At 75.9% G+C, this 344-nt stretch carries 1 protein-coding gene; it reads left to right on the forward strand.

Annotated elements, in window-relative coordinates:
* The coding region (locus IE312_RS43575) for a substrate-binding domain-containing protein (RefSeq protein WP_229900912.1) at nucleotides 1-300 on the forward strand (300 nt) is incomplete at its 5' end.
* Nucleotides 301-344 lie beyond the last annotated feature (44 nt).

Genomic DNA, 344 nt, shown 5'->3' on the forward strand with positions numbered 1-344 from the left:
CGCCGGCCGCCCGCGATCTTCTGCTCGACCGACGACCAGGCCATCGGCCTGCTGCGGGCCGCGCGCGAGCTGCGCATCGACGTGCCCGGACAGCTCGGGGTGGCCGGGTTCGACGACATCAAGGAGGCCGCGCTCGCCGACCCGCCGCTGACCACGGTCGCCTCGGACCGCTCGGCGATGGCCCGGGCGGCGGTCGACCTGGTGCTGGACGACGGACTGCGGGTGCCCGGATCCCGGCGCGAGCGGCTGAAGACGTTCCCGTCCCGGCTGGTGGTGCGCACCAGCTGCGGCTGCGTGTAGCCCCGCCCGGGCCGCGCTTCCGCGCGGCTTCTCATACCGGGCGA

Origin of the sequence: Streptomyces capoamus, from assembly GCF_014654935.1 — a bacterium.
In the GTDB taxonomy this organism is placed as follows: domain Bacteria; phylum Actinomycetota; class Actinomycetes; order Streptomycetales; family Streptomycetaceae; genus Streptomyces; species Streptomyces capoamus.